General features: G+C 54.9%; 23 protein-coding genes and 1 pseudogene. 12 read left to right on the forward strand and 12 right to left on the reverse strand.

The features are described from left to right. Nucleotides 1–27: 27 nt before the first annotated feature. Entirely contained in the window at nucleotides 28–1,041 is a 1,014-nt protein-coding gene (locus KOSB73_RS29100) for a magnesium transporter (RefSeq protein WP_024359800.1), read from the forward strand. On the opposite strand, the gene KOSB73_RS29105 is transcribed toward KOSB73_RS29100, so the two are convergent. Continuing rightward, nucleotides 1,007–1,339 (reverse strand): LysR family transcriptional regulator, encoded by a 333-nt coding sequence (locus tag KOSB73_RS29105; RefSeq protein WP_075211055.1) that lies wholly within the window; start codon nucleotides 1,337–1,339, stop codon nucleotides 1,007–1,009. The two genes, KOSB73_RS29100 and KOSB73_RS29105, sit on opposite strands and share 35 nt — an antisense overlap. A 333-nt stretch (nucleotides 1,340–1,672) precedes the next feature. On the opposite strand from KOSB73_RS29105, the gene KOSB73_RS29110 reads away from it, so the two are divergent. The 5 genes from KOSB73_RS29110 to KOSB73_RS29130 all read left to right on the forward strand — a co-directional run bounded on the left by KOSB73_RS29110 (nucleotide 1,673) and on the right by KOSB73_RS29130 (nucleotide 7,996). Beyond that, nucleotides 1,673–2,626, forward strand: coding sequence for a hydroxyacid dehydrogenase (locus tag KOSB73_RS29110; protein ID WP_098141380.1), 954 nt, complete (start codon nucleotides 1,673–1,675; stop codon nucleotides 2,624–2,626). 10 nt (nucleotides 2,627–2,636) lie between these two features. Further along, nucleotides 2,637–3,335, forward strand: a complete 699-nt coding sequence (locus tag KOSB73_RS29115) for an RraA family protein (protein WP_004106638.1) — start codon at nucleotides 2,637–2,639, stop codon at nucleotides 3,333–3,335. Nucleotides 3,336–3,401: 66 nt separating this feature from the next. Next, nucleotides 3,402–4,796: a DASS family sodium-coupled anion symporter gene (locus KOSB73_RS29120; RefSeq protein ID WP_024359797.1), complete on the forward strand. Its 1,395-nt coding sequence runs from the start codon at nucleotides 3,402–3,404 to the stop codon at nucleotides 4,794–4,796. Between the two features lie 12 nt (nucleotides 4,797–4,808). Next, on the forward strand, nucleotides 4,809–5,972 hold the full coding sequence (locus tag KOSB73_RS29125) for a metallo-dependent hydrolase (RefSeq protein WP_098141382.1): 1,164 nt from the start codon (nucleotides 4,809–4,811) through the stop codon (nucleotides 5,970–5,972). Between the two features lie 140 nt (nucleotides 5,973–6,112). After that, a complete protein-coding gene (locus tag KOSB73_RS29130) occupies nucleotides 6,113–7,996 on the forward strand; it encodes a sigma 54-interacting transcriptional regulator (protein WP_098141384.1) in 1,884 nt (627 codons plus the stop codon). 33 nt (nucleotides 7,997–8,029) lie between these two features. Here KOSB73_RS29130 and KOSB73_RS29135 read toward each other — a convergent pair whose 3' ends face one another. Then, entirely contained in the window at nucleotides 8,030–9,226 is a 1,197-nt protein-coding gene (locus KOSB73_RS29135; protein ID WP_064410555.1) for a BaiN/RdsA family NAD(P)/FAD-dependent oxidoreductase, read from the reverse strand. Nucleotides 9,227–9,455: 229 nt separating this feature from the next. Here KOSB73_RS29135 and pitA point away from each other — a divergent pair, with 229 nt between their 5' ends. Next, nucleotides 9,456–10,952: an inorganic phosphate transporter PitA gene (pitA, locus tag KOSB73_RS29140; RefSeq protein ID WP_004126266.1), complete on the forward strand. Its 1,497-nt coding sequence runs from the start codon at nucleotides 9,456–9,458 to the stop codon at nucleotides 10,950–10,952. Nucleotides 10,953–11,019: 67 nt separating this feature from the next. Here the strand turns inward: pitA and uspB are convergent, their stop codons facing one another. After that, on the reverse strand, nucleotides 11,020–11,355 hold the full coding sequence (uspB, locus tag KOSB73_RS29145) for a universal stress protein UspB (protein ID WP_004126267.1): 336 nt from the start codon (nucleotides 11,353–11,355) through the stop codon (nucleotides 11,020–11,022). 380 nt (nucleotides 11,356–11,735) lie between these two features. On the opposite strand from uspB, the gene uspA reads away from it, so the two are divergent. Beyond that, entirely contained in the window at nucleotides 11,736–12,173 is a 438-nt protein-coding gene (gene uspA, locus KOSB73_RS29150) for a universal stress protein UspA (protein WP_004106650.1), read from the forward strand. A 262-nt stretch (nucleotides 12,174–12,435) separates the two neighbouring features. Further along, a complete protein-coding gene (gene dtpB / locus KOSB73_RS29155) occupies nucleotides 12,436–13,908 on the forward strand; it encodes a dipeptide/tripeptide permease DtpB (RefSeq protein ID WP_098141386.1) in 1,473 nt (490 codons plus the stop codon). A gap of 87 nt (nucleotides 13,909–13,995) precedes the next feature. Here the strand turns inward: dtpB and KOSB73_RS29160 are convergent, their stop codons facing one another. Beyond that, nucleotides 13,996–14,499 carry an RrF2 family transcriptional regulator gene (locus KOSB73_RS29160; RefSeq protein ID WP_004134715.1) on the reverse strand — a complete coding sequence of 168 codons (504 nt, stop codon included), beginning with the start codon at nucleotides 14,497–14,499 and terminating at the stop codon, nucleotides 13,996–13,998. Nucleotides 14,500–14,730: 231 nt separating this feature from the next. On the opposite strand from KOSB73_RS29160, the gene KOSB73_RS29165 reads away from it, so the two are divergent. Next, nucleotides 14,731–15,930, forward strand: coding sequence for an NAD(P)/FAD-dependent oxidoreductase (locus tag KOSB73_RS29165; protein ID WP_098141388.1), 1,200 nt, complete (start codon nucleotides 14,731–14,733; stop codon nucleotides 15,928–15,930). Nucleotides 15,931–15,965: 35 nt separating this feature from the next. Here the strand turns inward: KOSB73_RS29165 and KOSB73_RS29170 are convergent. From KOSB73_RS29170 to gntX, 6 genes and pseudogenes are all read right to left on the reverse strand, one after another. Next, nucleotides 15,966–16,274, reverse strand: a pseudogene (locus KOSB73_RS29170) (hypothetical protein); the annotation flags it as partial. A 206-nt stretch (nucleotides 16,275–16,480) separates the two neighbouring features. After that, on the reverse strand, nucleotides 16,481–17,260 hold the full coding sequence (gene rsmJ / locus KOSB73_RS29175) for a 16S rRNA (guanine(1516)-N(2))-methyltransferase RsmJ (RefSeq protein WP_098141392.1): 780 nt from the start codon (nucleotides 17,258–17,260) through the stop codon (nucleotides 16,481–16,483). A gap of 7 nt (nucleotides 17,261–17,267) precedes the next feature. Then, on the reverse strand, nucleotides 17,268–19,310 hold the full coding sequence (gene prlC / locus KOSB73_RS29180) for an oligopeptidase A (protein WP_004134707.1): 2,043 nt from the start codon (nucleotides 19,308–19,310) through the stop codon (nucleotides 17,268–17,270). A gap of 209 nt (nucleotides 19,311–19,519) precedes the next feature. Then, entirely contained in the window at nucleotides 19,520–20,836 is a 1,317-nt protein-coding gene (gene gntT / locus KOSB73_RS29185) for a gluconate transporter (RefSeq protein ID WP_004134706.1), read from the reverse strand. A gap of 331 nt (nucleotides 20,837–21,167) precedes the next feature. Continuing rightward, entirely contained in the window at nucleotides 21,168–21,743 is a 576-nt protein-coding gene (gene nfuA, locus KOSB73_RS29190) for a Fe-S biogenesis protein NfuA (RefSeq protein WP_004126273.1), read from the reverse strand. Nucleotides 21,744–21,801: 58 nt separating this feature from the next. Beyond that, the gene (gene gntX, locus KOSB73_RS29195; protein ID WP_004134293.1) at nucleotides 21,802–22,476 is read right to left on the reverse strand and encodes a DNA utilization protein GntX; all 675 of its coding nucleotides are present in this window, start codon (nucleotides 22,474–22,476) and stop codon (nucleotides 21,802–21,804) included. Nucleotides 22,477–22,513: 37 nt separating this feature from the next. Between gntX and bioH the strand changes: the two genes are divergently transcribed. Both bioH and KOSB73_RS29205 read left to right on the forward strand, forming a co-directional pair. Continuing rightward, entirely contained in the window at nucleotides 22,514–23,296 is a 783-nt protein-coding gene (gene bioH / locus KOSB73_RS29200; protein WP_004134290.1) for a pimeloyl-ACP methyl ester esterase BioH, read from the forward strand. Nucleotides 23,297–23,407: 111 nt separating this feature from the next. Further along, nucleotides 23,408–23,677, forward strand: a complete 270-nt coding sequence (locus KOSB73_RS29205; RefSeq protein WP_004134288.1) for a YdgH/BhsA/McbA-like domain containing protein — start codon at nucleotides 23,408–23,410, stop codon at nucleotides 23,675–23,677. 221 nt (nucleotides 23,678–23,898) lie between these two features. Here the strand turns inward: KOSB73_RS29205 and feoC are convergent, their stop codons facing one another. Continuing rightward, a complete protein-coding gene (gene feoC / locus KOSB73_RS29210) occupies nucleotides 23,899–24,135 on the reverse strand; it encodes a [Fe-S]-dependent transcriptional repressor FeoC (protein ID WP_004134286.1) in 237 nt (78 codons plus the stop codon). A 9-nt stretch (nucleotides 24,136–24,144) separates the two neighbouring features. Next, on the reverse strand, nucleotides 24,145–26,463 hold the full coding sequence (gene feoB, locus KOSB73_RS29215) for a Fe(2+) transporter permease subunit FeoB (RefSeq protein ID WP_004134283.1): 2,319 nt from the start codon (nucleotides 26,461–26,463) through the stop codon (nucleotides 24,145–24,147). Nucleotide 26,464: the final 1 nt, after the last annotated feature.

Below are 26,464 nucleotides of genomic sequence, written 5' to 3' on the forward strand. Positions count from 1 at the left end.
GAGTGATTTTTTATAGGGAATTAAACCATGTCTTCCATTCAACTGTGCGCCGCACGCCACGCCACCTCAGCTTTCGACGGCGACGCGATCGCCCAGTACATGCGTACCGATTTCATCACCCTGCCGGAACATCTCAGCGTGCATGAAGCCCGTGAGCTGTTCGTTTCTCAGCTGGCCAGCGATGAGATCCCCGGCCAGGTTTTTGTCGTCGCCGGAAAAAAACTGCGCGGCAGTTTATCGATAAAAAAGCTGCTGCAGGAGAGCGATACCGCGCAATCCATTCGTTATTTAATGGATAGCTGCCTGTTTCGCGTCAGGCCCGACGATCCGCGCCCGCAGGTAGTCGCCGAACTCGGCGAGCGCGGGCTCGATCTGGTGCCGGTAGTCGAAAAGGGCGAGCTGGTCGGCTGCCTGATGGAAAAAGAGATTGCGCATCTGCTGGAAGATGACGTAACCGAGGATGCTCAGCGCCAGGGGGCGACGCTGCCGCTGGAAAAGCCCTATCTGGAAACCAGCCCGTGGGCGCTATGGAAAAAACGTTCGGTATGGCTGCTGCTGCTCTTTGTCGCCGAAGCCTACACCAGCAGCGTGTTACAGCATTTTGAAGAGGCGCTGGAATCGGCTATCGCGCTGGCCTTTTTCATTCCACTGCTGATTGGTACCGGCGGTAACAGCGGAACGCAGATAACCTCTACGCTTGTGCGTTCGATGGCGCTCGGGGAAGTGCGGCTGCGCGATATGGGACGCGTGATCCGTAAAGAAGTTTCAACCTCGCTGCTGATCGCCATTACGCTCGGCCTGGCGGGCTGCCTTCGCGCCTGGATGATGGGTATCGGCATGGAGATCACCCTGATTGTCAGCCTGACGCTGGTATGCATCACTCTGTGGAGCGCGGTGGTGTCGTCGGTGATCCCCCTGACGCTTAAGCGCCTCGGCATCGACCCGGCTGTGGTCTCAGCGCCTTTTATCGCCACCCTCATCGACGGTACCGGGTTAATTATCTATTTTAAAATCGCCCAGTATTTTCTCGGGCTGAACTGATTATTTTGCCCGGCGGTGAAGACTCGCCGGGCCGTTTTATTCCCGCGCGAATATCCGCAATCGCATTGAGTAATCTCAGTAATTCTGGAGCAAGCCGGTAAAAAGCGTGCCCTTTCTCCGTTAGAGTAACTTTTCTGATATTCCTGCCGCGCGTAATCAGGTTAAAACCCAGTTCATTTTCAAGCGCACATACGCTGGTTGTTATCAACGAAGGCACAATACCCAACCGCTGCGATGCAATATGAATACTCCCATCCCGAACCATCAGCATGAATATCTCCACCTGTGATTTATTCATTGCCAAAATTCCTCCTGATCAAACCTTTGGTTTACGTTTTAAGTTGTCCGGCACGCAATGTCAATCGGTACAAACGGTCCCTCCGCCATACAAATAAAATAAAGTGTGAAGCTGACCGAACGTGCATTTAATTATGCATTTCAGCCATTTCATTATTAAATACACGACCTCGAGGCGGTGTCCGAGGATGTGAAGGACATCACCAAAAGCCAGCGAAGCAAAAAAACAAAATAAGCATATTTATCAGGTAATTATGAAAAAAATCCCGCCTGAATTAATTTATGGCACACGCCATGCAATTACCTCCACGTAATCAACACTGGAGATAGTTAAATGACGTACAAAATTTTACTCCCGCAGGAAATTATGGCGGAAGGAAGAGAATATCTGGAAAGCCGCGGTTATCAACTGATTAACGGCTCAGGGATGGAAGAAGAAGATATCATTCGCGACATCGGAGATTGCGACGGTATTATCGTACGCCTTTCAAAAATGTCCGATCGCGTATTTGAGGCGGCTAAAAATCTGAAAGTCGTTGCACGACACGGTGCCGGTTACGATACGGTCGATCTGGAGTCAGCGAAACGTCACGGCGTAGTCGTATTAAATGCGCCAATTGCTAATAGCATGTCCGTTGCCGAACTGGCCATATTTTATATGCTGCACTGCTCGCGTAATTTCAAGCTGGTACAGGAAAAGATGCTTGAAGATTATTACTGGGCAAAATTGCGCACGCCAAAAGTGGAACTGGATGGTAAAACGCTGGGCCTGATTGGCGTGGGAAATATCGGTTCACGCGTGGCAATCAAAGCGCTGCATGGCTTTAATATGAAAGTTATCGCCTACGATCCGTATAAAACCCAGCAGCAGATCCCCGAAGGCGTAGAGCTTACCGACGATTTTGACCGTATTTTCACAGAGAGCGACTTCGTTTCTCTGCACTGCCCGACGACCGCGGAAACCACCGATTTTGTTGGTGAGAAACAGTTTTCCATGATGAAACCCAGCGCCTACTTCATTAATACCGCACGCGGAAAGCTGGTTGATGAAAAAGCGCTGTATCACGCCTTGAGCACCCACGCTATCGCCGGAGCGGGCGTGGACGTCTTAAAGAAAGAGCCGTTTGATGCCAACGATCCGATTTTCTCGCTAAGCAATATCGTGATTGCCCCGCACATTGGCGCCGCCACTATCGAAGCGACCGACAGAGCCTCGCTCCATTCCGCAATTGGCATTGATGAAGTCTTATCCGGTAAGAAACCGTCCTGGCCGGTCCCGGGTTTTTAAGGAGAAAAACATGACTATTGGTAACCGTATTTTTTTAAAACGTCCGGCCTGCAGCGTCGATCTTCTTAAAGAATTTGAACAGCTCCCGGCGGCGAATATTGCTGACACCATGAATCGTATTGCCGTACTGGGTAACGGGATTAAACGTATTTCTTCGCCGAAAAAACCGATTATGGCGGGCTTCGCCATCACCGTAAAAGTTCGCGCGGGCGATAACCTGATGCTGCACGCCGCGCTGGATATGGCGGGTGAGAACGATGTGATTGTGGTCTCCAACGAAGGCGACCGTTCGCGAGCGCTGATGGGCGAGATCATGGTGGCCTACGCCCACTGCATGAAGAAAGTCGCCGGTATCGTGCTGGACGGGCCAATCCGTGACATCGATGCGCTGTCGGTTCTCGATTTTCCGCTGTTCGCCACCGGCTCCAACCCCGCAGGCCCGTTTAAACAAGGTCCGGGCGAGGTGAACACGCCGATCGCCGTTGGCGGCGTCGCGGTTTGTCCGGGCGACCTGATCGTCGGCGATGCGGATGGCGTGATTGTTATCCCCCTCGGTGACGCAGAAGCCGTACTAAATAAAGCCAAAGATTATGCAAAATTCGATGCCAGCAAAGTAGAGGCCGCGAAAAACGGCACCGCGAATCGCCTTTGGGTCAAAAAATCACTGGATGAGACAGGCGTTGAGTTTATCGACGACATGTATCGTTAATTTGATTAAATAATATCAGGCCGCGGTGCCCTGACGGGCCGTGGCTTTAAAGCAAAGGTAATAAAAATGCTTTATTTAAAACTCTTGCCCATTATCTTTTTTCCCGTTTTATTTTGGATAATACCGCACCCGGAAGGCGTCGCCGCACCGACCTGGCACATGGTTGGCATCTATCTGGCGATGCTGTGCGGACTGGTTTTACGTCCGTTTACCGATGCGGTCATTATGCTGATTATTCTCGGGTTTGCCTCTCTGGTTCTCGACCCTGCTCCTCTGTTTGCGGGTTTTGGTAGCCCGATGGTCTGGTTTATCATCAGCGCCTTTATTATTTGCAAAGCGTTTGTCATTACCGGTCTGGGTAAACGTATCGCCTATCTGTTGCTAAAACGCTACGGTAAAAATACCCTCACCCTGGGTTATCTGATGATGGTGACGGATACCGTACTGGCCCCGGCAACGGGTTCAAATATGTCCCGTTCCGGAGGCATTACCTATCCCATCTTCAGGAATATCGCCGAAGCGCTGGGCTCGAAGCCCGACGACGGTAGCCGGAAAATCGGCGCCTATCTGACCATCCTGATGTACGTCGTCTCAATGGGAACCTCCAGCCTGTTTCTGACGGGGATGGCGACCAACTCAATTACCGTCTCGCTGGCCAACGAGATCATGAAAGTGAATCTCGAATGGATGACCTGGTTTAAAGCCGCCGTGGTGCCCGCCGGACTGGTGCTGCTGCTCGCGCCGTGGATACTGTATAAAATCTACGCGCCAGAACTGAAAGTTATCGATAACGTCAATGAAATTGCCGAGAAGGGTCTGCGTGAGCTCGGTCCGGTAAAACGAGAAGAGAAGCTGCTGATCGTATTCTTTATTCTGGGCGTACTCGGCTGGATGACGGGTTCCATCACCGGTATCGCCTTTATTCCCGTCGGCCTGGCTTTCCTCGCCTGCCTGCTGCTTTTCGGCGTTCTGAGCTGGAATGACGTGGTGAGCGAAAAATCGGCCTGGCAGACCTTCGTCTGGTACGGCGCGTTTTATGGGTGCGCGGTTGCGCTATCAAAAGGCGGGTTCTATGTCTTCCTGGTCGACGTCATCAAAAACTATCTCGACCTGTCACACCTGAATGAAATCAGCGCGATTGCCGTGCTGGTCTTTATCAGCCTTGCCGTCCGCTATTTCTTTGTCTCTAATAGCGCGTTCGTCGTCTCATTCTACCCGGTACTTTTTACCCTGGGAATGACGACTCAGGCGCATCCTATGTACGTGGCGCTATCTCTGGCCTTCTCCGCAGGCTATGGCGCATTGCTTACGCATTATGGCAATGGCGCCGGCGTATTTACGTTCTCCAGCGGCTACGTCCCACAAAAAACGTTCTGGATGCTGGGCACCATCATGGTGGTGGTCAACGTATTAATCTTTTTCCTGATCGGCATACCCTACTGGAAGTTTATTGGCATTTAACAGGAGCATAAAATGAAACTGGATATTCTGATTAAAAATGGTCTGGTCGCCGATCTTGATAGCCGCGATTATATTAATCGCAATATTGGCATCATCGGCGATCGTATCGTTGACTTGAATGCCGTTGATGATTTGCAGGCCGAAACGGTGATTGATGCCGCGGGTTGTATCGTGCTGCCTGGCTTAATCGACTTCCATGGCCATGTTTTTCATGGCGGAACCGCCATCAGCGTTAACCCTGATATCGTATGCTTGCCTAATGGGGTCACCAGTATGGTCGATGCCGGCAGCAGCGGCTGGGTAAATTATCAGCTTTTTCGCAATAGCGTGATTCATCCTGCCATGGTGAAAATCAAAAGCTATTTGAACGTGGTCAACGTTGGGCTTTCTACCCTCGGCGGCGGCCCGACCGGTTATCTGGAAAATACCAATCCGGCAAATTACAACGAGGAGAAGATAGCGCAAACGCTGAATGGCAACAGAGACAATATTCTCGGCTTGAAACTACGCTACAGCCAGGATATCGCCAAAGGGAAACAGTACGCCAGCGACCCGCTTCTCTCTACCGTCTCCCTGGCGCGTAAACTCGATACGACGATTTGCGTTCACGTCACGGATTCTCTTCTCTGCGCCGATGAACTGATCCGCTATTTTAATGCCGATGATATTTATGCGCACTGCTTCCACGGCACCGGCCACTCGATTCTTAATGAACAGGGCGAGGTCTATGCGGCGATAACAGAGGCGCAGTCCCGGGGTGTTATCTTTGACTGTTCAAACGGCGTGGCCCACTTTGATTTTCACGTTGCCAGAACCGCCATGGAGCAAGGATTTTATCCGGATATCATCAGTACCGATCTCACTTTGCGAAATAGCTTACGGACGGATAAGGTTTACAGCCTGCTCCACGTCATGTCGAAATATCTCAACATGGGAATGTCCTTCTTCGATGTTGTTCGCGCGGTAACCGCTACGCCCGCCCGCCTGATGAAGATGCAGGGGCAAATTGGTACCCTGGCACCCGGCGCTTTTGCTGACGTTTCGATTGTTAAACTGCAAAAAGAGAAGATTGTTTTTGAAGATACTCAGGGCGTTAAAATTGAAGGCGACCGTTACATTGATAACTGCGCTACCCTGTGTAATGGTCAAATTGTCTACCGCCGCCTGCGCTTCTAGTCGCTAATTATTAAGCCTTACGCCTACATCGGCGTAAGGCTTTTATTCTGAATCACGCATAATCTGACTTCCCTCATTGATTCTCCTCGCTCTCATCATATACTAAGACTTGCCTACCCTGATGTCTGCGAGAATAATGCATGAATAATAATGAAATTGTTATCTTTTCAGTTTCCAGGACAATAACCCAACGAATTATGAATGTCCTTATTGAAAGGAAACTCGATATCCCCGTGTTTGAATTTCGTTATTCAGATGTTCTCGATAAAGCCCATGAGATGATTCAATCCGGCACTAAGATAATTATTAGCCGGGGCGGTACCGCCGCACTTTTGCGTAGCAACATTACTATCCCTGTCATTGAAATCGCCCATGATTTCCATGGCGTTTATCGCATCTTACAGGAAGCCAACAGCAAATCGCAAAAAATTGCCGCCGTTGGTTTCCCGCAGTTTTGTAGCGCCTTACGCCATTACCAAAACATGACTAATGAAGAGTTTAAAATTTGCCAGGTTTACAACCATCACGATATTGAAAATGTTATAAAAAATCTTTCGGAGAATAATTATCATACCGTAATCGGCGGGCTGACCGTTGCTGAAATGGCGCAAAAATATCACCTCAATGCTATTATGGGTGATACCGATAATATTTCCATCGAGCAGGCCATCAATGAAGCTCACAGTTTATTGAAATACATTAATCGAGAACACAGCAAACTGATCATGAGCCACTCAGCATTGAATCAGGCGCGTGAAGGTATTATGTGCATCGATCAGCTTGGTGAAATTATCAATATCAACGCCACCGGCGTGGCATTATTCCAATGTCAAGCTGGAGATAAAATATTCAAAAAAGAAGCTTTTAAAGAGATCTACGCCAGCATTATTAATGAATTAGACATCAAAGAGCAGGCTATAGACATCAACGGCGTAACGATTCATATTTCCGTGCGCCACTTTTCTAACCGAAAAATATCTTATGCCGTTATTACGGGGTTAAGCCAGGAGAGTACGCTTTGGCAAAACAGCGTCAACAAAAAAAGTAAGCTCCGCGGTTTTTCCACCACCTGGTCTTTCGATGATATTATTGGTCAGTCTCCAGCAATACTCGATGTCATAAAAAAAGCCAAACTGTGCGCCCGCCATGAACTTCCCATCCATATTTTGGGCGATACCGGCACGGGCAAAGAGCTTTTCGCCCAGAGTATTCATAACCATAGCGCCAGAAGCCATAGCCCTTTTATCGCGATTAACTGCGCGGCCATCCCTGAGGGTATTCTGGAAAGCGAACTCTTTGGCTATGCCGACGGCGCATTTACCAGCGCGCGTAAGGGCGGAAAACCGGGGGTGTTTGAAATGGCGATGAACGGCACGGTGTTTATCGATGAAATCAGCGAAGCGCCGCTATCGGTACAGGTCAAACTACTGCGCGTATTGCAGGAGAAGCAGTTTTCTCGTCTCGGCGGCGATACGCTTATTACCGCCGATTTTCGCCTGATCACCGCCAGCAATAAGGATCTACGCCCGCTCGTCGCCAGCGGTGAGTTCAGGCAGGATCTGTACTATCGAATCAATATTCTTGAGTTGAGTCTACCGGCCTTATGCCAGCGACCGGGCGATATCATGCCGTTGATTCAGCACCTGCTTCATCAACAGGGTAAGCAAATCACCTTTACCCCCGATGCGGTGGATTTTTTGCATCGTTATCGCTGGCCTGGCAACATTCGTGAACTCCAGGCGGTGATCTACCGACTCATCGTCCTGGTGGATATTGATCGAGTGAGCAAAGAGATTTTGCTGCAGGTCAGTCAAATATCGCCGGATGACGACAATGAGGGCTCTCACCTCCCGGCCACGGGCGTGACATCAGATGAAACCGATTTATTAAAGAAACAAGAGAAACGGCTGATTACCCATGTCATAGAAAAAACCGACGGGGACAGGACCAAAGCCTCGGTGATGCTCGGCATCAGCCCCACGACCCTATGGCGCAAATTAAAGCAGCACAATATCAGCGGATAAGGCGGAGCCGGGTCTGCTGATACAGAGCAGGAATTATTTCTGTTCCGCTAAAGCCTGCGCGCAAGCCCAGGCTGATGCCCACGCCCACTGGAAGTTATAGCCGCCCAGCCAGCCGGTAACGTCCATCACTTCGCCGATAAAGTACAGACCGGGCACCCCGCGGGCTTCCATGGTGCGCGAAGAGAGCTCATTCGTATCGACGCCGCCGAGGGTTACCTCCGCCGTGCGATAGCCTTCGGTGCCATTCGGCTGGACGCGCCATGCGGTCAACGTCTCCACCAGCGCCTGCTGCTCACGAACGTTAAGCTGTTTCAGGGTGACATCCGGAAGCTGGCCCAGCTGCTGTAAGCACTCAACCAGCCGCTTCGGCAGCTGCATCGCGAGGGTGTTTTTCAGGCTTTGATTGGGATGCGCCGCGCGCTGCTCGTCGAGGAAGTCATCAAGATGGCAATCCGGCAGCAGATTGATGCTGACGAATTCTCCCGGCTGCCAGTAGCTGGAAATTTGCAATACCGCCGGTCCGGACAGCCCACGGTGGGTAAAGAGCAGATTTTCCCGGAAGACGGTACCGTTTTCCGCCGTGATGGTCGACGGTACCGACACCCCGGAAAGCACCTGCAGCTGTTCAAGCAGCGGCTTATGTAAGGTAAACGGCACCAGGCCCGCTCGGGTCGGCAGCACCTTCAGGCCAAACTGCTCGGCAAGCTTATAGCCGAACGGCGAAGCGCCCAGACCGGGCATGGATAACCCGCCGGAGGCGACCACCAGCTTTTTCGCCGCCACCGTCTCGCCGTTAAGCTGCAGCGTGTAGCCCTCATCATCCCGCTCAACGCTGATAATTTCGCTGCGCAGGCGAATTTCAACGCCGCCTTTTTCACACTCGGCCAGCAGCAGGTTAACGATTTGCTCGGCGGAATCATCGCAGAAAAGCTGGCCCAGGGTTTTCTCATGCCAGGCAATACCGTATTTGCCCACCAGATCGATAAAGTCCCACTGGGTGTAGCGCGCCAGCGCAGATTTGCAAAAATGCGGGTTTTGACTGAGATATGCCGCGGGTTCGATATACATGTTAGTAAAGTTGCAACGGCCACCGCCAGACATCAGGATTTTACGCCCGGGCTTTTTGCCGTTATCGAGTAACAGCACCCGGCAACCTGCCTGCCCCGCCTGCGCCGCACAAAACATTCCCGCCGCTCCGGCGCCGATTACGATGGCATCAAACCTTTCCACACAACATTCCTCATATCCCGATTGTCGGGAATTGTAAATTTTTCACTCTGGTCGCACCAGCCTGAAAAAAACAGATTTCTGTACCTCATTGAAAGATATAGGAATACTCCCAACAAGGTAAAACTTAAACAGGAAGAAAATCAAAAAAAGTCTATATTTCACTTTGCCCGCGCCGCGAAAGTCACTGATAATGCGCCGCGTTCATGTCCTCAAAATGGCGTAACGTCCTATGCTACATTTATTTGCCGGTCTGGATTTACATACCGGGCTATTATTATTGCTTGCTCTGGCTTTCGTGCTTTTTTACGAAGCGATCAATGGTTTTCATGATACCGCAAACGCTGTTGCAACGGTGATCTACACACGCGCAATGCGGTCGCAGCTTGCTGTGGCGATGGCGGCTCTTTTTAACTTCTTCGGCGTTCTGTTGGGCGGTCTCAGCGTAGCCTATGCCATCGTGCATATGTTGCCGACCGACCTGCTGCTTAACATGGGTTCAGCGCATGGCCTCGCCATGGTCTTTTCCATGCTGCTGGCGGCAATCATCTGGAACCTCGGCACCTGGTACTTCGGCCTTCCGGCTTCCAGCTCGCACACCCTGATCGGCGCGATCATCGGTATTGGTTTAACCAATGCGCTGATGACCGGCACGTCGGTGGTGGATGCGCTGAACATCCCGAAAGTCATGGGTATTTTTGGCTCGCTGATCATCTCGCCAATCGTAGGTCTGGTGGTGGCGGGCGGCCTGATTTTCATTCTGCGTCGCTACTGGAGCGGAACCAAAAAACGCGCCCGTATCCACCTGACCCCCGCCGAGCGTGAAAAGAAAGACGGCAAGAAAAAGCCGCCGTTCTGGACGCGTATTGCGCTAATTCTGTCCGCCATTGGCGTCGCGTTCTCCCACGGCGCGAACGATGGCCAGAAAGGCATTGGCCTGGTGATGCTGGTGCTTATCGGCGTTGCCCCGGCGGGCTTCGTGGTCAATATGAACGCTTCCGGCTACGAAATCACCCGTACCCGCGATGCGGTCAACAACGTGGAAACCTTCTTCCAGCAGCGCCCTGAGCTGTTGAAGAAAGCGACCGGCGCCGAGCAGCTCATTCCGTCTCCGGACGCAGGGGCCGCCGCTAACGGCGAGTTTCACTGCCACCCGGCAAACACCATCAACGCGCTTGACCGCGTGAAGACGATGCTGGCCGGTACCGAAAGCTACGACACGCTCTCCGTTGAGCAGCGTAGCCATCTGCGCCGTATTATGCTCTGCATCTCCGACACCACCGATAAAGTGGCTAAACTGCCGGAAGTGAATGCTGACGATAAGCGTCTACTGAAGAAGCTGAAAACCGATATGCTGAGCACCATCGAGTATGCGCCAATCTGGATTATTATGGCGGTTGCTCTGGCGCTGGGAATCGGCACCATGATCGGCTGGCGTCGCGTGGCGACCACTATCGGCGAGAAAATCGGTAAGAAAGGGATGACCTATGCGCAGGGTATGTCAGCGCAGATGACCGCAGCCGTATCGATTGGTCTGGCGAGCTATACTGGGATGCCGGTTTCCACCACCCACGTGCTCTCCTCCTCGGTAGCGGGGACGATGCTCGTTGATGGCGGCGGCCTGCAGAAGAAAACCGTCACCAGCATCCTGATGGCCTGGGTGCTCACCCTGCCCGCAGCGATTCTGCTGTCCGGTGCGCTGTACTGGCTCTCGCTGCAGTTTATCTAAGCGGGTATCAGTCAGAAGAGAGACAAACGGGTCAGGAAACTGGCCCGTTTTTTTGCCTGCCGTAAAGCTAGTGCCAGATAGCCAGAGCAATCATGCTGACCACCACCAGGCCGCATAGCGCGCTGGTGAGGATAAACTGCCGACGAACCCGCTCGCAGCGGCGGATAAACTCATCGTCATGGTGATCGCGGTAGCGCTGAGCGTAGATATACCACACCAGGCGCATCTGTTTGCTGGGCTGCCCGTGCGACGTAAAAAAACCGCCGCCGTCGACATATTGATAGAGCAAAGGGTCACAACCACGTAGCACAACAAGCAATGCACGCAGCGACGAGAAGTAGCGTGCCATATTCACTACACATACGATACACAGGGCCCAAAACAGCGCAATAGTGCTGATCATACCTCCTCCCCGGCGACCCGTCCTCGGAGGCTCCCTCCGGGACTACCGCTCCCCAATAGCAAACCGACTGTACAGTAAAAGAGTGCGATTCCGATCACGTTTATTTATCCGACCGGCTCATTAAATAGTGTAGGAGATCAGTTAATTTTTTTACCACAACGTTAATCATTATCAATGCATAAGTCGGATATATTTGTTTAACTATTCGCTGAACAAGGTGGATTGACGGATCGCGAGGGGCGCTATAAGGTAGAAATATCTTCTACAATTAGGTCCTTAAGGACTAGCCCCCGCGAATGTAGCACGCAGGACGCGGGCGAAGCGGCAGCGCTGGCTGTCAGGTCCAACGGTCATCGACAACTTATGGAAGGAGTAACACTATGGCTTACAAACATATTCTTATTGCAGTAGACCTGTCCCCGGAAAGCAAAGTACTGGTAGAAAAAGCCGTTTCTATGGCCCGTCCCTACAATGCAAAAGTTTCCCTGATCCACGTGGATGTGAATTACTCCGATCTCTACACCGGCCTTATTGACGTCAATCTGGGCGACATGCAGAAACGCATCTCTGAAGAAACTCACCACGCGTTAAGCGAGCTGTCGACGAACGCGGGCTACCCGATCACTGAAACCCTCAGCGGCAGCGGCGATCTCGGCCAGGTTCTGGTTGATGCGATTAAAAAATATGATATGGACCTGGTGGTTTGTGGTCACCATCAGGACTTCTGGAGCAAGCTGATGTCCTCAGCGCGTCAGCTTATCAACACCGTTCACGTTGATATGCTGATTGTCCCACTGCGCGACGAAGAAGAGGAATAACAGGACGTTATTTAATCCGCTGATGACCAACGCCCGCTAACGCGGGCGTTTTTGTTTCTCGCCTCACCCGCCGCATAAAAAGCACATACGTCCAAATAATTGCCACAATGCCAGATTGATCAACCATTTCACAGGCAATTTACCCATATAATAATTTGTTAACAGCCATAAACATCATATCATTACGCAAAATAAAGCTTTTTCAGCGCGTTTTGGCATACGCGTTCATACTTTTCCGGACAGGACTTAAAGGCGAAGAAAGATGAATTCAACCGCACCGACAGGCTTGCTGCAGCAACCTCGCCCATTCTTCATGATCTTTTTTGTGGAACTATGGGAGCGATTTGGCTATTACGGCGTTCAGGGCATCCTGGCCGTATTCTTTGTTAAACAGCTTGGCTTTTCTCAGGAGCAGGCGTTTATTACCTTTGGCGCGTTTGCCGCGCTGGTCTACGGCCTTATCTCCATCGGCGGCTATGTCGGCGATCACCTGCTCGGCACTAAACGCACGCTGGTACTTGGCGCGATTGTGCTGGCCGCAGGCTACTTTATGACCGGTCTGTCGCTGCACCAACCCAATCTGATTTTCATCGCACTGGGGACCATTGCGGTGGGAAACGGGCTATTTAAAGCCAACCCGGCGAGCCTGCTCTCCAAGTGCTATCCGCCAAAAGATGCCCGCCTGGATGGCGCCTTCACGCTGTTTTATATGTCGATCAATATCGGTTCGCTGCTGTCGCTCTCGCTGGCGCCGGTAATTGCCGATAAGTTCGGCTACGCGGTGACCTACAACCTGTGCGGCGCGGGGCTGATCGTCGCCCTGCTGGTTTACTTCGCCTGTCGAGGGATGGTGAAGGATATCGGTTCTGAGCCGGACCGCAGGCCGCTAAGCCTGCGCAACCTGCTGTACGTGCTGGCCGGAACGGTGGTCATGATTTTTGTCTGCGCCTGGCTGATGCATAACGTCAAAATTGCCAACCTGGTGCTGATTATCCTCTCGGTGGTGGTGACGATTTTCTTCTTCCGCGAGGCCTTCAAGCTTGATAAGACCGGGCGCAACAAAATGTTCGTCGCCTTTATCCTGATGCTGGAGGCGGTGCTGTTTTATATTCTGTACGCGCAGATGCCCACCTCGCTCAACTTCTTTGCGATCAACAACGTCCACCATGAAATTCTCGGCTTCGCGATTAATCCGGTGAGTTTCCAGGCGCTAAACCCGTTCTGGGTGGTGGTGGCCAGCCCGATCCTCGCCGCTATCTATACGCGTTTGGGCAATAAGGGCAAAGATCTGACCATGCCGATGAAGTTCACCCTCGGGATGTTCCTGTGCGCGCTGGGTTTTTTGACGGCCGCCGCGGCGGGAATGTGGTTTGCCGATGCCCAGGGGCTGACCTCGCCGTGGTTTATCGTGCTGGTCTATCTGTTCCAGAGCCTGGGGGAACTGCTGATTAGCGCTCTGGGGCTGGCGATGGTCGCCGCGCTGGTACCGCAGCATCTGATGGGCTTTATTCTTGGGATGTGGTTCCTGACGCAGGCCGCCGCGTTTCTGCTGGGCGGCTACGTCGCGACCTTCACCGCCGTACCGGACAATATTACCGACCCGCTACAGACGCTGCCGATTTATACCGATGTCTTCAGCAAAATCGGTCTGGTGACCCTGGGCGTAACGGTGGTCATGGCGATCATGGTGCCGTGGCTAAACCGGATGATTAATACACCGGATACCAAACAGTAATTATCATTGCCGGATGGCGGCTAATGCCTTATCCGGCCTTCTTTGCGCGCGCCCGATGAGCCTTGCGCTATCGGGCGGTTCCGGCGACTACGCTTTTCGCGCGGCAATCCAGTCCTGCACTTCAACCACAAAAGTATCCGGCGCTTTGCGGTACATTTTACGCGCCAGATCGAGGATGGTGTGCTGGCCTAAAGCCTCCTCCATCCGCTGCTGCGCCATATCCATCACCGAGCGCACGCCGCAAATGCCTTCACAAGCCCACTGCGGAGGCTGCTCCTCAAATACCGCCAGACGCTGGCGAATTTCACGGCATTCAAAAATCCGTTTATCACCATCAATGGCGTTCGCCACGTCGAGAACCGTAATGTGTTCAGCCGCTTTCGCCAGCTGAAAACCGCCGCCCTTACCCTCGATGCTGCGTACCAAACCGGCCTTTGACAGACGGGTGAAAATTTTGGCCAGGTAATCGTAGGGCACACTTTGCAAGTCAGCAATCTCACGTACGCTCATGTCGCGGGCATCGCCCTTGCTGTCCACCATACACATCAGGCTATGGATGCCGTATTCAACCCCGGAACTGTAGAATGCCATACTCTTATCTCAGCCAAAATTAATCTGAGTTCATTGTAGCTTTTTAAAAATACAGATTCCAGACAGTCAGAGCCAAGCCACGATTATTGGATATATAATTAATTAAATATCAAATAGATAATTATAAAACAACGCACAAAGCAATCCGTTCAGCTGAAATCACATTGCATTTCTAAACTACGACCAATAAAATCCGAGTAAATTCTTCATCGTTACCAGTGAGAAACTCCAATGCGTAAACAAATTCTGATCGTGGGCGCTGGCTTTGCCGGTATGTGGGCAGCGCTGAGCGCCGCACGTCTGGCGGATAAAAATCAGCAGGACATTGATATTACGGTGATTGCGCCACAGCCTGAACTGCGTGTGCGCCCGCGTTTTTATGAAAGCGCCGTTCAAACGCTGGTTGCGCCACTGCAACCGCTGTTCGACGTCACCGGGGTGACTTTCCTGCGCGGCACGGTTGAGAAAATCCTTCCGGCCTCCAAAGAGGTAAGCTGGAAAGATGCCAACGGTGAAATGCGCCAGCATCGCTACGACCGCCTGGTGCTGGCCAGCGGCAGCCAGGTCAATCGCAGTACGGTCGCCGGAGCCGCAGAGTACGCATTCGACCTCGATCAACTGGAAAGCGCTACCGTACTGGAGCAGCATCTGCAAGATCTGGCCCGGCAGCCAGAGAGCACGGCACGTAATACCGTGGTGGTCTGCGGCGGCGGCTTCACCGGTATTGAGATGGCGCTGGAGCTACCGGGTCGTCTGCGGGCAATTCTCGGCGCCGCTGCTAAGACCAGAATTGTCGTAGTTGAGCGAGGCCCGCAGCCAGGCTCACGCTTCAGCGATGAGCTACGCGAGGTGATTATTCAGGCTTCAGAAGAGCTGGGCGTCGAGTGGCTGGTCAATGCCGAAGTGGAGAACGTTGATAGCTCTGGTGTGACGCTGAAAGAGGGTCGGACGATTGCATCACAGACGGTCATATGGACCGTTGGCGTTCAGGCTAACGGCTTAACGGCACAGATCGACGCCCCGCGCGACCGTCAGGGTCGTCTGCACGTGAATGCTAATCTTCAGGTTGTGGAGCATGAAGAGATTTATGCCACCGGCGACGTGGCTTATGCCGCCACCGATGATAAGGGTAATCACGCGTTAATGACCTGCCAGCACGCGATTCTGCTGGGCAAGTTTGCCGGGAATAACGCGGCTGCAAGCCTGCTGAACGTTGAACCGTTGCCGTATCGTCAGGAGATGTACGTCACCTGTCTGGATCTGGGCGAATGGGGCGCGGTTTACACCGAGGGCTGGGATCAGCAGGTGAAACTGACGCGCGCCGAAGCGAAAAAACTCAAGATGTCGATCGTCAGCGAGCTGATTTATCCGCCACAAGCCGATAAAGCGGTGGCGTTCGAGACTGCCGACCCGCTTGCCCCGTTTGTATAAATAAACATTCCCTGCCAGCACGGCAGGGGAATTTTTCACTGCATCATCACTTCACGCACGAACTCTTTCCTGAGCTGCGCGCTGTAGACCTTACCGTAAAACTGTACATCGGTGTCGGGGCGCTTCACGTCCGGGCTGACCTGCCTGTTCCTCGGCGTGGAGCCGGAGGCTTTACTCAGCGCCTGTTGCGTTTCGAGGAGGATCGGCCAGTTAAGGAACAGCCGGGAGGTGATGGCCCCGGTTTTTTGCAGCCCGGCCAGATGCTCTTCCCAGGCGGACATCAGCATCAGCTCGCCGCCGTTCAGACGCGTCAGATTGTCGGCACCAGAGGCGGTGCGGGTGATTAACGAAGGACAGAGCTAGCGCAATACGCGCTCGAATGATTCCTGGAGTGCGGCAAACGTGCTGTACGGCCCGCGGCGGTGTATTAAAACTTCCCCGGAGGCGGAGCTACGCACCTGTCCGGGCTACAAAACCGCCAGACCGCACGAACCCGTAGCCCGGGCAAGGCGCGCCGAGCGCCGCCCCCGGGGAAAGCGCGCACGCTATTTCAGTCAGAAACATGCCCGGATTGCGGCTCAATCACCGTTCCGGCGTAGATATCAAACCGGTGGCCTTTGGTCACCACCGCGTTGGGCGTCGCCACGTCCGCCAGCGGCGGCGCATAGTCCGGGCGCTTGACCACCACGCGTTTGGTTGCCAGCTGACGCGCAGGTTCCAGCAGACCGTCGGCGTCTAAATCCGGTCCCACCAGCGACTGAAAGACCCGCATCTCTTTTTTCACCAGCGCGCTTTTCTGCTTATGCGGAAACATCGGGTCGAGATAGACCACCTGCGGGCGCGGGGTAATATCGGTCAGCGCCGTCAGGCTGGAAGCGTGGATCAGCTGCAACCGCTCCTGCAACCACGGGCCGATTTCCGCATCGGCGTAGCCGCGCGCCAGGCCATCGTCAAGCAGCGCGGCAACCACCGGGTTACGCTCCAGCATCCGCACGCGACAGCCCACGGAAGCAAGAACAAAGGCATCCCTTCCCAGGCCGGCGGTCGCATCGACCACATCCGGCAGGTAGTCGCCTTTAATACCCACCGCTTTCGCCACCGCCTCGCCGCGACCGCCGCCGAACCTGCGACGGTGGGCCATCGCCCCGCCGACAAAATCGACGAAGATGCCGCCAAGCTTCGGCTCATCGCGCTTGCGAAGCTCCAGATGCTCGGGCGTCATCACCAGCGCCATCAGGTTGTCTTCGTCCTGCTCCAGCCCCCAGCGGGCGGCCAGAACGGATAAGGCGCCGTCTCCGGCGCCCGTTTCATCAATTAAACAAATTTTCACAACAGGATTAACTCTTGATACCGTAATGCTCAAGCATCGCATCCAGCTGCGGCTCACGTCCGCGGAAGCGTTTGAACAGCACCATTGGCTCTTCCGACCCGCCGCGGCTAAGGATGTTGTCGAGGAACGACTGGCCGGTTTCGCGATTGAAGATCCCCTCCTCTTCGAAGCGTGAGAAGGCATCCGCCGCCAGCACGTCGGCCCACAGATAGCTGTAGTAGCCCGCCGCATAACCTCCGGCGAAGATATGGCTGAAGGCGTGCGGGAAACGGCCCCACGACGGCCCGGGAATCAACGCGACCTGCTGCTTAATTTCCGCCAGCGTTTCGAGGATTTTCGCGCCCTGCTGCGGGCTGAACTCCGCATGCAGGCGGAAGTCGAACAGACCAAACTCCAGCTGGCGCAGAATAAACATCGCCGCCTGGTAGTTTTTCGCTGCCAGCATCTTCTCCAACAGCTCCTGCGGCAGCGGCTCGCCGGTTTCATAGTGGCCGGAGATAAACGCCAGCGCTTCCGGCTCCCAGCACCAGTTTTCCATAAACTGGCTCGGCAGCTCGACCGCATCCCACGGTACCCCACTGATACCGGATACGCCGGCGGTATCGATACGGGTCAGCATATGGTGCAGACCGTGGCCAAATTCGTGGAACAGGGTGATCACTTCATCGTGGGTGAACAGCGCCGGCTTACCGCTGACGGGACGGTTAAAGTTGCAGGTCAGATAAGCGACCGGCTTTTGCAGCGTACCGTCAAGCTTGCGCATCTGGCCGACGCAGTCATCCATCCATGCCCCGCCGCGTTTATGTTCGCGGGCGTAGAGGTCGAGGTAGAAGCTGCCGCGCAGCTCATTTTTATCATCATAAAGTTCGAAGAAGCGCACTTCCGGATGCCAGACATCAACATCGGTACGCTCTTTCGCGGTAATGCCGTAAATACGCTTAACCACTTCGAACAGGCCGTTAACGGCTTTGTTTTCAGGGAAGTACGGGCGCAGCTGTTCATCGCTGATGCTGTAAAGATGCTGCTTCTGTTTTTCGCTGTAGTAAGCGATATCCCACGGCTGCAGCTCATCAACGCCGCATTCGGCTTTGGCGAAGGCGCGCAGCTGGGCCAGCTCTTTCTCACCCTGCGGACGGGCGCGTTTGGCCAGGTCGGTCAGGAAGTCGAGCACCTGCTGCGGATTTTCCGCCATTTTGGTCGCCAGCGACTTATCGGCATAGCTGTCAAAGCCCAGCAGCTGCGCCAGTTCGTGGCGCAGGGCGAGGATTTCCGCCATCACCGGGCCGTTATCCCATTTTCCAGCGTTTGGCCCCTGGTCGGAGGCACGGGTGGAATACGCGCGATACAACTCTTCACGCAGCGCCTGATTGTCGCAGTAGGTCATCACCGGCAGATAGCTCGGAATATCGAGGGTCAGCAGATACCCCTGCAGCTCTTTAGCTTCAGCCTGGGCTTTCGCGGCGGCCAGCGCGCTTTCCGGCATCCCGGAGAGCTCGGATTCATCGGCGATCAGCTTGGTCCAGCCCATGGTCGCGTCGAGCACGTTGTTGCTGTACTGATTGCCCAGCTCGGACAGGCGGGCGGCGATTTCGCCGTAGCGTTTCTGCTGCTCTTTCGCCAGGCCAATACCGGAGAGTTCAAAATCACGCAGCGCGTTATCGACCGCTTTTTTCTGCGCGGTATTCAGGGTGGCGTAATGATCGCCGTCGCGCAGGTCGCGGTACGCTTTGTACAGACCTTCATGTTGCCCAACCCAGGTGCTGTACTCGGAGAGCAGCGGCAGGGTTTGTTCGTAGGCTTCGCGCAGCTCCGGGCTGTTTTTAACCGAGTTCAGGTGGCTGACCGGAGAAAAAAGACGCCCCAGCACATCGTCCACTTCCGCCAGCGGCTGGCAAAGATTTTCCCAGGTATACGGCGCCCCTTGCGCCACCGCGCGCTCTACCGCCGCCCGGCAGTCATCCAGCGCTTTAGTGACCGCGGGGACCACGTGCTCGGGTTTGATTGCAGAAAATGGCGGTAATGAAAAAGGCGTCAGTAATGGATTGGTCATATGCGCAGTCCTGTTGAATAGGGTGAATGAAGCGCGCGTCCCGCGCTGTAGCATGAGATCTAGAATGGGGGATAGTTGGGTGAATTTCAATGTCAGGCGCCGCGCGCAGGCGGGTATTACTGCGATAAGTCTGGCCGTGGTGGCCATCGCGCATAAAAAAGCCGGGTTCGCATCGCGGCGACCCGGCCCGTTTTAGGCTGACAAGCAGCTTATACCACCATCCCCAGTAGCAGACAGCCTACCAGGCCGCACACGGAGATAATGGTTTCCAGTACCGACCACGACTTAATGGTCTCGCCGATGGTCAGGTTGAAGTATTCCTTAAACAGCCAGAAGCCCGGATCGTTAACGTGGGAGAAGATAACGCTGCCGGAGCCCACGGCGATAACCATCAGTTCCGGGCTCACGCCGGTGGTGGCGATCAGCGGCGCGGCGATACCGCCCGCGGTGATAGCCGCAACGGTGGCGGAACCCAGGGCGATACGCAGTACCGCGGCAATCGACCACGCCATAAACAGCGGGGACATATTGGATTCATGCATGATAGAAGCAATGTATTTATCCATGCCGCTATCGACCAGCACCTGCTTGAAGGCGCCGCCGCCGCCGATGATCAGCAGCATCATGGCGATGATTTTAATCGAGGAGGTCAGCGTATCGTTAATCTGCTCCATTGAACGACCACGGTTGAGACCGAAGGTGAACATCGCGATCAGTACCGCGATCAGCGTCGCCATCACCGGGTCGCCGAAGAATTCAGCAATCGGCAGGAAGGCATGGCCTTTCGGCAGAACCATCTCGGCCACGGCGCGCATCGCCATCAGGATAACCGGGACCAGCGAGGTCCAGACGCTGACGCCAAAGCCCGGCATCTCTTCTTCAGTGAAGGTTTTCGGGTTATGCAGCCCTTCCGGAATCGGCTTATCGATACCTTTCAGGAAGCGCGCATAAACCGGGCCCGCGAGGATAACCGTCGGGATCGCCAGAATCGTACCGAACAGCAGGGTCTTGCCCATGTCGGCATGGAAAATAGTGGCAATCGCCGTCGGGCCCGGGTGCGGAGGCAGGAAGCCGTGGGTCACGGAGAGCGCGGCCGCCATCGGGACGCCGATATAGAGCAGCGGGATACCGGCGGATGCCGCGATGGTAAAGACCAGCGGCAGCATCAGCACGAAGCCCACTTCATAGAACAGGGCGAAGCCGACGGTAAAGCCGGTGAGCACAACCGCCCACTGAATATGTTGTTTACCAAATTTGGCAATCAGCGTGGTGGCGATACGCTGCGCACCGCCGCAGTCCGCCAGCATTTTACCGAGCATCGCGCCGAAGCCCATGATCAGCGCGAGGCTGCCGAGGGTTCCCCCAACGCCGTTTTTAATGGATACGATCACTTTATCCAGAGGCATGCCCTGCATGAGCCCGACGGCAAGTGCCACCAGAACCAGAGCGATAAACCCGTTCAGCTTGAAACGGATCATCAGCAACAATAACAGGGCAACCCCGATAGCAACGATGACTAATGGCATGATTTACCTGGCCTTAATTTGTTATGGGTAACGTCATAGTTTCAACATTGACTTCATCCGTTCCGAGCGGAACAAAAAATGTCTGACGCCGTAGAAGCTGGCTTTATCCTTACCCAGAGAAAGGATAGCTGGCTATTTTTTTATCTGTGGCGCCTGAAGTGAATGATACGGGTAACATATGAAGTTTGAGAATCACCTGGGCGGTGAAAATTTCAAATATGAGACTTAAGTCATACTCTTTCCCGGGTTTTTGCCGGGTCGCTTAGCGGGGAATGTTGCTCGGTAACATAGGGGGAGCCGCCCGGCCGCGCAAAGGCAGCCGGGCGGATAATTAGTAGTAGGAGTGCTCGCCGCGCTGGTGTTCAGTCAGATCGCGTACGCCTTTCAGTTCCGGGAACTCGTTCAGCATCTGCTTCTCGATCCCTTCTTTCAGCGTCACGTCGACCATCGAACAGCCGTTGCAGCCGCCGCCGAACTGCAGGATCGCCAGGCCATCTTCGGTGATTTCCATCAACGTGACGCGCCCGCCGTGCCCGGCCAGCTGCGGGTTAATCTGCGACTGCAGCAGGTACTCGACGCGCTCCATCAGCGGGGCATCGTCGGACACTTTGCGCATCTTGGCGTTTGGCGCTTTCAGCGTCAGCTGGGAGCCCAGTTGGTCGGTAACAAAATCGATTTCAGCGTCTTCCAGATACGGCGCGCTAAGTTCATCGACATACGCGGTGAGCTGTTCAAACTTCAGCGCAGTATCGGAATCTTCCACCGCATCCGGTGGGCAGTAGGACACGCCGCACTCGGCGTTAGGGGTGCCGGGATTGATCACAAATACGCGAATTTGTGTCCCTTCTTCCTGATTTGCCAGCAGTTTGGCAAAGTGCGCTTGTGCAGCATCGGAAATACGGATCATAGCGTTGGCCTAATAGTTGACTATTTTACTGGGTTATAATACGCCCATCAGCAGGGGTCTACAAGGTACGGCATATACACCATACCTGAACCGTCGCGGCGCCGTTTCGCAAAAGCAGGCGGGATATCTCGGCGACGGTGCTTCCGGTGGTGACGACATCATCCACAATGGCGATATGGTGGCCCTGTAGCGACAATTCAAGCTGAAAGGCGTTTTTCAGGTTCTGTTTACGCAATCTGGCGCTGAGCTGATGCTGGGTGGCGGTACGGCGCCGACGGGTCAGCGCATCGCTACGCCAGGCGCAGCCCAGCCAGCGGGATAGCGGCCGACACAGCAGATCGCTCTGATTAAACCCCCGCTTCCACTGGCGCCGCTGCCAGAGCGGTACGCTAATGATCCGGTCCGGTCGGGGAAGATCCCGACGCTGGCGTATACGCAGCAGCAGCAGACGCGCCAGCGCCGGGGCCAGCTCGGGCCGCTGAGTAAATTTCAACTGGTGAATCAGGCCGCTCAGCGGCGGACGATAGTCATTGACCGCCACCAGCCGCTGCCACGGCGGCGGTTTTTGCAGGCAGCGCCCGCAGGGCAGCGCGTCTGACCGAGCCGGCAGGCCGCACTGCGGGCAAAGCGGTTCAGAATCCAGCAGCGCAGACGCGCAACGCGAGCAGATCCCCCAGCGGGCAATGGCCAGCGGCATTTGGCATAGCCAGCATAAGCTGTGTGCTGTTAGCATATTTCCCCTCATTGTGGTGGAAAGAGAACAGTAACTGATGAAAGAGTTGGCGTGGCAGACTACGGGCGAAGGAAATTGTCATCTTGTGCTGCTGCACGGATGGGGGCTGAATGCCGGGGTGTGGGATTGCATTACGCCGCAGCTGTCCTCGCATTTTACGCTGCACCTCGTCGACCTTCCGGGCTATGGCCGCAGCGGCGGCTTTGGCGCAATGTCGCTGGAGGAGATGACGCAACGGGTGCTGGAGCAAGCGCCGGACCGCGCGATCTGGCTTGGCTGGAGCCTCGGCGGGCTGGTAGCCAGCCAGGCGGCAATAACGCATCCCGAGCGCGTGCAGGCGCTGGTCACCGTCGCCTCTTCCCCCTGCTTTAGCGCTCACGACAGCTGGCCCGGCATCAAGCCCGAGGTGCTAAGCGGATTTCAACAGCAGCTGAGCGAAGATTTTCAGCGCACCGTCGAGCGCTTTCTGGCGCTGCAAACCATGGGTACCGAAAGCGCGCGCCAGGACGCGAGAGCGCTGAAGAGCACGGTGCTGTCGCTACCGATGCCGTCGCCGGAGGTTTTAAACGGCGGGCTGGAGATCCTTAAGACCGCCGATTTACGTCAGGCGTTGACCACCCTCGACGTGCCGTTTTTGCGCCTGTACGGTCGCCTGGATGGCCTGGTGCCGCGTAAAATCATCCCGATTCTCGATGCGCTGTGGCCAAAAAGCACGTCGATGATTTTCGATAAGGCCGCCCACGCGCCGTTCATTTCACATCCGCAGGCGTTTTGCGCTCCTCTGATTGAGCTGAAGCGTGAGTTCGATAAATTTTTATAGCGGGACGTGGTAAAAACGCAGGGTGCAGCAATACTTAGGTTGTTGCGGGGGTTGACTATTTCACGCCGGACCCGTGACCTAAAAAAAACAACCTAATGGAGAGTAGAGGCTATGAAATTTGTTACAGGAATTGTTGCATCTCTGGTGATTGGCTCCCTGTCCTTCGGCGCGTTCGCCGCCAAGGAAATTCAAAAAGACGAAGTGGCTAAGATGAACCTGACCAAAATCGGTTCGATTACCACCTCAAGAACGACCTCTCCGATGGATGCAAAGCGCGATCTGTCGAAAAAAGCGGATGAGCTGGGCGGCACCTATTTCGTGGTGATTGCAGGCGAGAAGAACGAGAAAACGGTTCACGCTAACGCGGACGTCTACAAGTAAGCCAGAAAGCGGGTCCCGGGACCCGCTTGCGGTATATGCCGCAGCAAGTTCCCGGAGGCGGCGCGTTGCGCCTGTCCGGGCTACCCACCCCAAACCGTACCAATCTGTGGTCGAATCTCCGGGGTCGCGGCGTAAACGCCTTACCCTGGCTACCAGACTGTCTCTCGTAGCCCGGATAAGGCGTTAGCCGCAATCCGGGGAAACCAGCCTTTACATACCCATCAGCGCAGCGACCACCACTCCCGCAGGCAGGCTTTGCCTTCCGGGCAGCTTTTACAGCTGCCGGAGAGGCAGCCATCGGCATCTTCGGTTACTTTGACCGCTTTACCCATCGCTTCCAGACGACCCAGCATCGCGTCGATCAACGGCTGCGGCGCTTGCAGGCGGGCGCTGAGCTGCTTTGCGTCCATCCTCCCCTGCAGGGCCAGCATATCGCGCACATCAATTAACGACGCCATTATCGCTCCTTAGTGACAATCGCCAGCCGGACTCTGGCAGCAGGACGACGGCGTTTTGCGCGTCGCCAGCAGCGAGACGTCCACCCGGCTACGCGCTCTGCGCAGCAGGCCAAAGACCACGATATTGAACAGCACTACCGCCAGAATGCACACCAGACTATAGCGCGGATGCTGGCTAAAGCTGACGGTCTGGTAGTACAGCGTAGAGAGCGAATAGGCGATATTCAGCCCCCACAGGACCGAGAACATCATCCAGCCGCGGCTTGACTCGCGGGCAATCGCCCCCATCACCGAGATGCAGGGAATATAGAGCAGAACGAATATCAGGTAGCTGTACGCCGCGGCGGCGCTGCCGAATTTGCTGCCCATGACGCCCATCGCGCCGGTTGCCATTTCGCCGTCGCCCTTGCTGGCTTCGATGGGGTTCGCCAGCACGCTCAGGCTAAACGTGTCTTTCAGGCTCTGCCAGGTCTCATCCACCGCGGCCAGTAGCTCATCGCCGAGGCTAAACGCCTGCGGATTAAACGCTTCGTTCTGGATATCTTCGGCGGTGTAGAGGGTGTTCAGCGTCCCCACCACCACTTCTTTCGCCATCGCGCCGGTAAACAGGCCGACGGTCGCCTGCCAGTTATCCTCATGTACGCCAATCGGCTTAAACACCGGGGTAATCACCCGGCTGACCGACGCCAGCGCCGAGTCGTTGATATTATCGACGATCTTACCGTTCAGCGAGAAGCTGTTCAGCGCGCTGAGGAAGATACTGACGATAACGATCACTTTACCCGCCCGCAGGACGAAGCCTTTCAGGCGCTGCCAGGTCTGGATAAGCAGGCTCTTCACGTGCGGAACGTGATACACCGGCAGCTCCATCACGAACGGCGAAGCTTCGCCGCGCATAATGGTATGCTTCAGCATCAGTCCGGTCGCAATCGCCATCACGATCCCCAGCACGTACAGGGAGAAGACCGCCAGCGCGCCGTTCTGGCCGAAAAAGGCGGCGGCGAAGACGGCGAAAATCGCCAGCCGCGCGCCGCAGGACATAAACGGCGCCATCATAATGGTCATCAGACGCTCGCGCGGCGCATCAAGCGTACGCGCGCCCATCACCGACGGGACGTTACAGCCAAAACCTACGATGAGCGGCACGAAGGATTTCCCCGGCAGACCCAGCGCCTGCATCAGGCGGTCCATCACAAACGCCGCCCGCGCCATATAGCCAGAGTCTTCAAGGAAAGAGAGGAACAGGTACATCATGCCGATCTGCGGCACCAGCGGCAGCACGGTATTGATCCCCCCGCCAATCCCCTGGGCGAGGAATACCGTCAGCCAGTCCGGGAAATGCAGGGTATAGCCAATCCACTGTATACCGTGAATAAAGATAGCCACGGAACCGGCATCAAAAATAGGCTGCAGCGCGCCGCCAATATTAATCGCCAGTAAGAACATCAGATACATGACGAACAGGAAGACCGGCAGGCCGAGGAAGCGGTTGAGGATCACTTTATCCATCGCCGCGGTAAAGCGGCTGGGTTCGGCGGTGAGGGTATTACTGACCGCATCGCAAATGGCGGCAATGCTTTGGTAGCGGGCATCGGCGATGTGCAGCGCCGGGTCATCCAGCTCTTCGCTCAGGTGCGCCAGGGCTACGTCCAGCTTGTGGGCGGCGTCTCCGGCGAAGGCGCGGCTGTAAATATCGCCTTCAAGCATCTGTAAACCCAGCCAGCGGCGCTGGCGCGGCGGAATGTCCGTGGCCATCATCTCCGCCAGCTTGTCCGCCTCCCGCAGCAGCGGCCGCGGATAGTGCACCAGTTCAATATCCTGATTTTGCTGATGGCGGTCGATAGCCATTTTCAAGGCTTCGATACCGCGCCCGCGGGTGGAAACCAGCGGGATTACCGGGCATCCAAGGCGGGCGGCCAGCGCGTCGACATCGATGCGGATGTTCTGTTTTTCCGCGATATCGAGCATATTCAGCGCGACCACGCAGGGGATGCCGAGCTCCAGCAGCTGCAGCGTCAGATAGAGGTTACGCTCCAGATTGGACGCATCGACCACGTTTATCAGCATGTCGGCGTCGCCGCTGAGAATATAGTGGCAGGCAATCTGCTCATCCAGCGAGGTTTGCGAGGAGATGGTGGTCAGGGAATAGGTGCCCGGAAGGTCTACCAGCGTGACCTGATGATCGGTGGTGTTGAAGCCACCCTCTTTGCGCTCAACGGTCACCCCCGCCCAGTTCCCGACACGCTGGCGCGCGCCGGTGAGCTGGTTAAACAGCGTTGTTTTCCCGGAATTTGGATTACCAATTAAACCAAGGGTTAATTTTTTCATA

It is taken from the genome of Klebsiella grimontii, from assembly GCF_900200035.1.
Classification (GTDB): domain Bacteria; phylum Pseudomonadota; class Gammaproteobacteria; order Enterobacterales; family Enterobacteriaceae; genus Klebsiella; species Klebsiella grimontii.